The following is a 3,641-nucleotide window of genomic DNA, read 5'->3' on the forward strand; positions in this document are numbered from 1 at the left end:
TGGGGGTTGCGGTTTCCCACGTAATCCGCTGGAACCGGCTGATCGGGAGTCGGTATTCTGGATTCCAAGCCTGCAGCCGGAAGCGGTGCTGTTGTCTACGGCGGCGTCCGCGCGCGGGCCTGCCGCCGCGTCGGTTGACCTGACACGTCTTCCCGGGCTGGATCTTCGGCGTGCCGATGATGGCTGGCATGGTCTGTGGCACGCGGGCGGGACCGTCCATCCCTTCTGGCTTACCGAGAGGCCGTCGGACACCGACGCGACCTATACCCTGACTTTGCCGTTCGATGCCTTGTTCGAGTTGCGCGCGCATGCGGCGCGGCGGTTGTGGCGCGCGTTCCACGGCCGGTCGCCGGGCCGCCCCTTTCGGGCGATGCCAGCTCAACTCAGGCAATTGCATATCCTGACATTGCGTGCGCTGGACGCGCGCCAGTGCGGCGAGAGCTACCGGACCATCGCCGAAGCACTGCTTGGCTTTCATGGCACCAAGACCGATTGGGAAAGCGATCCGCGCAAGAACAAGGCGCGCCGTCTCGTGGCCTCCGGCCAGCGCATGATGCGGGGCGGGTACCGAACGCTGCTGCACTATCCGATCAAGCTATCCCGCCGTTAGCACCCGCTGATCCGTTACAGCCGGATTGGCATAGCTCCACACTCGGGATCCGGGGTGCCGTCAGCACATGTGCACAAATACGGCACGCTCCAAGCAGCCGTTTCTCCGCCACGGTTCGCCATGACGCGCTGTCGCTACCGGCAGCACGCGATCCGCAAACCGGAGATGATCTTGATGCCCGACCCGATGGCAGGTCTGCCGCCACGACTTCTGCGTACGCCCGATGCCGCGCGCTTTCTCGGAATTTCAATCCGCACCCTGGAGAAGCATCGAACCTATGGCACCGGGCCGGTCTATCGCAAGATCGGCGGCCGCGTCGTTTACGCCGTCGAGGATCTGCAGGCCTGGACCGCGATCGGCGCGCGCAAGTCGACCACCGAGAAGACCGCCCAGCGCGTATTCCCGGCTCGCCGCTTGACACCGGCCGAACGCGGGACGCGCTGAATGTCAGACCACCTGGAGCAGCAGCGCAGGCGCGCGCCGCGCCTGAGCGAGCGAAACAATCTCGATCCCTTCGTGGCGATCGGCGGCGACGCCAGCCCGCGCGACCAGCGCGATCTGATGGAGCGGCCGTTCTTCTCACTGTCGAAGTCGCCACGCACCAAGCCGATCCTTTACAAGGCCAATGACATCGAGGTGCAGGTGTTCGGCATGCCCGAGCATGGCATGGCGACGATCTGGGACGCCGATGTGCTGATCTGGGCAGCAAGCCAGATCGTCCGGGCCGAGAATCTGGGCCTCGCCACCTCGCGCTTCTTCCGCTTCACGCCCTATCAGCTGCTGCGCGGTGTCGGCCGCCCGACCGGCAATCAGCAATATCTACTGTTGAAGGCGGCGCTGGCCCGTCTTCAATCCACGGTTATCGCCACCACCATCCGCAACGGTGAGCATTGGCGGCGGCGGCAATTCTCCTGGATCAACGAATGGGAGGAAATGTCGACGCGAGCTGGTCGGGTCGAGGGCATGGAGTTCGTGCTGCCCGAATGGTTCTACAGCAGCGTCATCGACCGCTCGCTGGTGCTGACCATCGATCCCGCCTACTTCCGGCTCACGGGTGGCGTCGAGCGCTGGCTCTATCGGGTGGCGCGCAAGCACGCCGGTCGCCAGCGGCATGGCTGGGTGTTCGAGTTCGCGCATCTCCACGCCAAGTCGGGCAGTCTCGCGCGCGTCTCGGATTTTGCGCTCGACATCAGGCGCGTCGCGGCGCGTCAGCGGCTACCCGGCTATCGCCTTCTGATCGAGCGCAAGGGCCGCACCGAACTGCTGCGTTTCCTGCCGTCCGATCCATCCACAGTGCCTGTGAACAACCCTGTGAACGGGCTCGGCAGATCGGGCGCAAGGGTATCGGCAGATCAGGCGCAAACCGTATCGGCAGAACAGGCGCACCTACCGCAGTTGAATCGGTTGCCTGAGCGGCCAAGTCGGACTGCTAACCTAGAGTCTAACACAGAGTCTAACTCTTCTGTTTTGGCGTGCGCGCGTGAGGGCCGCGGTGCCGGTGCCGAGTTTCGTGAACCGGTGCGCAGCACCGTGGACTCGCATCCGATATCGACAGCAACTTCCGCTGAGGAGCCGGCTCAAGAGAGCCGTGATGTCAATCGCCGTTCGAAACCCGAGAGGAGCAAGCGATGACGAGCGCTCCTCCAAGGGAGTGGCGACCTCGGCAAGAAGAGGCTCACGTCACGGCCGACGCGCTCACTTGTGTCGATCTGATTTGGATCGAGAAGCGCGTCCAGCGCTGGATACGCTTCGGCCGTGCAACCTCCGAGCAGATGATCGATCGGCAGCGCAGCATCGTTGCCTTCGCCCCTAGCGACGTCTTCGCTTTCGTCCGCTGGGCTTCGAACGATTTCGGCACCGTCGTCTCGCGTATCGACATCCTGCGCGCCGTTCGTCCTGGCGAACCCTGTTCGACGGTCGGCTTTGTCCGCCCCGGCGGCGAAAGTCTGTTGCGGGTATGCGGCTGGCCAAAGGTAGAGCGCGTGCTGCAGGCGATCGATGCCATCGAGGCACTGGGCGTCGATCCGGCCGACGTTACGCCGGACCACTGGCGGCACATTCGCAACTGGCTGACGGCGGGCGCGATCCCTCACGCCTACACGCGCGAACGCCACGCGGCCTGGCTGAAGCGGCAGAGGATCGCGCCATGACACGCCTCAGCTATGTCATGTCGACGTCCTTTGTCGTGTTGGCAATCGTTGGCTCGTCATTCGTCCCGATCACGCCGAGTTTGATCTGGAATGCGTCGGCAAGCGCGCCGATTGGCCTCTACACCGTGCGAACAGCCGCCGATCTCGACGTCACCGATCTCGTTGCCGTCGACGCGCCTGAACCGTTGGCGAGTTTTCTCTGGGAACGCGAATACCTGCCGCGCGGCGTGCCGCTGATGAAGCGCATCGCAGCGCTTCCCGGACAAACCGTGTGCCGTAGCGGACGCAATGTCAGCGTTGACAACGTCGCGATGGGCGAGGCGTTGGCGCGCGATCGGCGCGGCCGCGAGCTGCCCGTCTGGCAGGGCTGTCGCACGCTTCGCGCGAGCGAAATCTTCCTCATGAACTGGGACGTCCGGGACAGCCTCGATGGCCGCTACTTCGGACCGACCCCCAAAAGCTCTGTCATCGGCCGCGCGCTTCCACTGTGGACCGATGAGGGAGGTGACGGCCGCTACCAATGGCGCGCGCCGACACGTTGACCCCCCCTACCAACCATCATCAGAAAGAAACTCCTATGGCACAGATCGGCACATTCAAGCGGACAAAGACAGGTTTTTCCGGGCACGTTCGCACGCTCGCGCTCGATGCGAAGCTCGTTCTCGTCCCGGTCGACAAGAAAGATGCAGAAAACGCGCCGGATTATCGCATCCATCTCGGGGATGACGATGGCCTGGCGATCGGCCCGGAAGTGGGCGCGGGCTGGAAACGCAACGGCGAGAAGGCCGGTGACTACGTTTCGCTGCACCTTGACGGTCCGACCTTAAGACAACCGATCCGCGCCAATCTGTTCCAGGCCGACGATCAGGGAACGGCATTCA

General features: G+C 64.0%; 6 protein-coding genes. All 6 read left to right on the forward strand.

The genetic code is table 11. The annotated features are described in order from the left end of the window. Window positions 1-610: DUF2285 domain-containing protein (locus tag ACT4OC_RS32160; RefSeq protein ID WP_444843097.1), on the forward strand; the 610-nt coding region annotated here is incomplete at its 5' end. A gap of 174 nt (window positions 611-784) precedes the next feature. Continuing rightward, on the forward strand, window positions 785-1,054 hold the full coding sequence (locus ACT4OC_RS32165) for a helix-turn-helix transcriptional regulator (RefSeq protein WP_444843098.1): 270 nt from the start codon (window positions 785-787) through the stop codon (window positions 1,052-1,054). Beyond that, the gene (locus tag ACT4OC_RS32170) at window positions 1,055-2,242 is read left to right on the forward strand and encodes a replication initiator protein A (protein ID WP_444843099.1); all 1,188 of its coding nucleotides are present in this window, start codon (window positions 1,055-1,057) and stop codon (window positions 2,240-2,242) included. Continuing rightward, window positions 2,239-2,760: a DUF2840 domain-containing protein gene (locus ACT4OC_RS32175; protein ID WP_444843100.1), complete on the forward strand. Its 522-nt coding sequence runs from the start codon at window positions 2,239-2,241 to the stop codon at window positions 2,758-2,760. The genes ACT4OC_RS32170 and ACT4OC_RS32175 overlap by 4 nt, the downstream gene beginning before the upstream one ends. Continuing rightward, window positions 2,757-3,302, forward strand: coding sequence for a S26 family signal peptidase (locus tag ACT4OC_RS32180; RefSeq protein ID WP_444843101.1), 546 nt, complete (start codon window positions 2,757-2,759; stop codon window positions 3,300-3,302). The genes ACT4OC_RS32175 and ACT4OC_RS32180 overlap by 4 nt, the downstream gene beginning before the upstream one ends. A 35-nt stretch (window positions 3,303-3,337) precedes the next feature. Further along, window positions 3,338-3,641: DUF736 domain-containing protein (locus tag ACT4OC_RS32185; RefSeq protein ID WP_444843102.1), on the forward strand; the 304-nt coding region annotated here is incomplete at its 3' end.

Source organism: Bradyrhizobium sp., assembly GCF_052389815.1.
Lineage (GTDB): Bacteria > Pseudomonadota > Alphaproteobacteria > Rhizobiales > Xanthobacteraceae > Bradyrhizobium.